This is a genomic window from Streptomyces sp. UH6, from assembly GCF_013421635.1.
Classification (GTDB): domain Bacteria; phylum Actinomycetota; class Actinomycetes; order Streptomycetales; family Streptomycetaceae; genus Streptomyces; species Streptomyces abyssomicinicus.
Genome location: NZ_JACADT010000548.1, coordinates 1 through 3833 on the forward strand (window position 1 = coordinate 1; position 3833 = coordinate 3833).

The 3833-nt window shown below is 72.6% G+C and carries 3 protein-coding genes; 1 reads left to right on the forward strand and 2 read right to left on the reverse strand.

Going from position 1 to position 3833, the window contains the following annotated elements:
* Nucleotides 1-71 precede the first annotated feature (71 nt).
* Nucleotides 72-353, reverse strand: coding sequence for a heavy-metal-associated domain-containing protein (locus HW445_RS21735; protein WP_180222655.1), 282 nt, complete (start codon nucleotides 351-353; stop codon nucleotides 72-74).
* Nucleotides 354-543: 190 nt separating this feature from the next.
* Between HW445_RS21735 and HW445_RS21740 the strand changes: the two genes are divergently transcribed.
* Nucleotides 544-1557 (forward strand): hypothetical protein, encoded by a 1014-nt coding sequence (locus HW445_RS21740; RefSeq protein WP_180222656.1) that lies wholly within the window; start codon nucleotides 544-546, stop codon nucleotides 1555-1557.
* A gap of 81 nt (nucleotides 1558-1638) precedes the next feature.
* Here HW445_RS21740 and HW445_RS21745 read toward each other — a convergent pair whose 3' ends face one another.
* On the reverse strand, nucleotides 1639-3444 hold the full coding sequence (locus tag HW445_RS21745) for a stealth family protein (protein WP_180222657.1): 1806 nt from the start codon (nucleotides 3442-3444) through the stop codon (nucleotides 1639-1641).
* Nucleotides 3445-3833 lie beyond the last annotated feature (389 nt).

The following is a 3833-nucleotide window of genomic DNA, read 5'->3' on the forward strand; positions in this document are numbered from 1 at the left end:
GGGAAAGGGGGTGGGTCGTGCGCGCCGGGCCCGGGGTCCGGGCCCGGCGGGCGGCGGCACGGGCGGGGTTCTCAGGCCGCCCGGCCGGTGAGCTGGTAGCCGGCGTCGTCGACCACCCTCGCCAGCAGCGCGTCGTCGGGTGCGCCGGAGGTGGTGACGGCGACCTGGCCGGCCTCCAGGTCGACCTCGACCCCGAGGACGCCGTCCACCGCGCCGATCTCCGTGGTGAGCGTGGCCCTGCAGTGCCCGCAGGTCATCCCCGCGACGTCGTAGACGGTGGTGACGCCCGCGGCGGAGCCGGTGGCCGTGGCGGTGCCGGTGGAGCAGCTGCCTTCGGGGGTGCAGCAGGACATGGTTCCTCCAGGAAAGCGCATGGTGACGTACCCCCAGGGGGTACCCTTGGCGTCTCCAGGTATACCCCCTCGGGGTATCTTCGGCAAGTCTTTCCGAGGTGCTTGCGCATACCCCAGGGGGGTATATATTCGACGGCGTTGGTCACCGATGGCGGGGTCGCCGCCGAACTGCCGAGGAAAGGGTCCGCCCATGAACACCGGCGTGAAGATCACTGCTTTCGCCGCCGCCGTCGCGGCCACCTTCGCCGCCGCCTACGGTGTCGGCGCGGTCGTCGACCCGGTCACCCCCGACCGGCAGCCGGCTGCCCACGCGCCGCACGACCGGCAGCCGTCCGCCCGCCCCGGAGCGGGCGGAACAGGCGGAACAGGCGCAACGGACGGAACGGGGGGAACGGGCGGGGCGGCCGGTGAGGGCCGCGCGGACGTGGTGCCGGCGGGGCTCCAGGTCTCGCAGGCGGGGTACACCCTGGACCTGCTGACCCCGCGGGTCACCGCGGGGGAGAGGGCCGAACTCCGCTTCGCCGTCCGTGACGAAAAGGGGCGGCAGCTGACGTCCTACCGCCGTGAGCACGGCAAGGAACTGCACCTCGTCCTCGCCTCACGCGACCTGGTCACCTACCGGCACCTGCACCCCACCCGGGCCGCCGACGGCACCTGGAGCACTCCCGTCACGGTGCCCGCGGCCGGTTCCTACCGGGTCTTCGCGGACTTCACCCCGGGTGTGGAAGGGGCCGCCGGCCTGACCCTGGGCGCCGACCTCGCGGCCTCCGGCGCCTACCGGGCGCCCGAGCTGCCGGAGCCCGCCGGCACCGCCACCGTCGACGGGTACACCGTCACCCTCGAGGGCGGCCTCACCCCCGGCAGGCCGTCCGAACTGACCCTGTCCGTCGCCCGGAAGGGCCGCCCGGTCACCGACCTGGAGCCCTACCTCGGCGCCTACGGCCACCTCGTCGCCCTACGCGCCGGCGACCTCGCCTACCTGCACGTCCACCCCAACGGCGAACCCGGGGACGGTGCCACCGAGCCGGGGCCCGGCGTCTCCTTCACCACCACCGCGCCCACCGCGGGCACCTACCGCCTCTTCCTGGACTTCCGGCACGACGGCGTCGTCCGCACGGCGGCCTTCACCGTCCGCACGGACGGCGCTGCCGCCGCGCCCCGGCCGGCCGACGGCGGGCACGGGGAGGACGCCCACCGGCACTGACGCGACCCGCCGTGACGCGACCCGCCGTGACGCCGCCCGCCGCCCAGGGGGCGGCGGCGCGTGGCACGAGGCATGCCCGGATCAGCTCCGCCGCTCGAAGCGGCCGGGGAAGGGGAAGTAGGTCTCCAGGAAGCCGTGCAGGTTCGCGGCGACGGCCTCCTGGAGTTCCGGCGGCGTGCTGACGTCGTTGAGGCAGAAGAAGTCGAAGGCCCGGGTCTCCAGCAGTTCCGTGAGCCGTGCGGAGGCGTCCTCGCGGGCGACGTCGACGTAACGCAGCTTGTACGCGCCCGGCACGGCGCGACCGGTCAGGTAGGCGTGGTGGTGGTGCAGGCTGGCGCCCATGGCGATGTCGGTGACGTCCCGGAACCGGGAGCCCCGCGTGCGCTCCACGTCCTCGGCGAAGAGTTCCTCGATCTCCCGCATCACGCCGCGGATCTGCGGGTGCGGCGTGTGCATGAACTTGTTGACGGCGAACCGGCCGTGCCGGTCGAGCAGCAGACGCCGGACGTTCTTGCCGGCGGAGTTCGGCGCGGGTTCGTCCGCCAGCGGCGAGCCGAGGCCGTACTGGAACGGGGAGAAGGGCAGCTTCGCCACGCCGTTGCCGTGGAAGAAGTGCTCCGCGGTGACGGGACGGCCGAGGAAGACGTCGTCGTTGAAGTACAGGTAGCGCTCGGAGAGACCGTCGATGTGGTGCAGCTGGGTGCCGATGGCATGGGAGTTGAACACCGGCAGCACACTCGCGTCGGAGAAGATCTCCTTGTGGTCCACGACCTTCACGCCGGCGGCGGAGGTGTCGAGCCAGGCCGGGGTCTGTCCGTCCGTGACGATGTAGACGTTCCGCACGAACGGCGCGTACATCTCCAGCGAGCGCAGCGAGTACTTCAGTTCGTCATGGCTGGTGTAACGGGAGGCGCCGGTCTCCCGGGCGTGGATGCGGCGCGGGGACGGCGAGCCGTCGCGGTAGGCCTCGCGCCGGGCCGCCAGGCGCGGGTCGGAGCCGTCCACCCACGTGTAGACGACGTCGATGTCGAAGTCGACGGATTCCACGGAGGGCCGGAAGAAATCCCGGAAGGTCGGGTGGGAACGCTCCCGCACGCGCCGCGTCGCGGGTATGCGGGCCTCGGCGGTGACCGTGTCCGAGACCGCGTTGGGCCGGGGCGCGACCCAGGTGCCGGCGAGCGCGCTCTCGGGGAGCTGGGTGCGCAGCGAGGAAAGCCGCTCGGCCGCCCGCCGGGCCGCCTCGGGGTTCTCCTCCACCGCGTCGCGCGCGGTCAGCAGGGCCGCGCCGTCCTGCCAGAACTCCACGTCGCAGCCCTCCGTGAACCCGGACAGGACCTGCCCGGCGGGGCCGAGTTCCAGCTCGGTGAAGCGGATCACCCGGGCACGCTTGAGCGCGGTGGGCAGGGCCCCGTCCGCGTACAGGACGGCGTCCTCGGGCCACGCCTCCTTGCCGGGCCGGCAGGCGTACAGCGGAGCCGTTCCGTACAGCTCCCGCACGGCCGCCAGGAACGCCTTCCGGTCGTCCAGGCACACGCCGACCACGTGCCGTCCCGCGGACCGGCCCGGCACCAGGAAGTAGGCGACGCCGGCGTGCGTGAGGGCGTCGGTGACCAGGTGCAGCTGCCGGGCGCGGGCGTCCTCGGCCGTGAAGCAGGTGACGGTGCGGCCGTAGTACCTGCGGCCCTGCACGGTCAGCTCCGTGACCTCGGGGTCCGCGGCGAGCATCGCCGCGCGCCGTGCCGCGATCCGGTCCTGCTTCGCCTGCCGCGCCTCGGCCTCCCGCCGGGCCTCCTCGGCGGCGGCCGCCTCCAGACGCTCCTGCTCCTTCCGCGCCCGGACGCGGCCGGGGACGAGACGTTCGGTGGCACTCGACAGGACGGACGGCATGGCGGTGACCCGTTTCTGGCAAATGTGAAAGGAGGGGGTGGATAAACGGAAGATTACTTGCCGGTGTGACGTAAGGGAATGTCGACGACAGGTCATCCGTGACCGTTCTGGTCACACCCGAGCGGGGTGCCGGGCAAGGATCTTTCCGGGGTTTCCGGGGTCTCCGGGGCCGGGTTTCCGGGACAGGGTTTTCCCGGTTCCCGGGCAGAGGCTTTCGGTGCGGGGTTCGCGTCGAACGGGGCTCGAACGTGCGGTGGGCGCTTTGGCCGCGCCCCGGTGCTCCACTACGCTTCGTCACTCTCCGGTCACCGAACAGACAGAACAGGCGGCAGCACCATGGGGCGTCACTCCACACCGAAGCAGCAGAGGCAGAGCAAGAGCGCGCACGC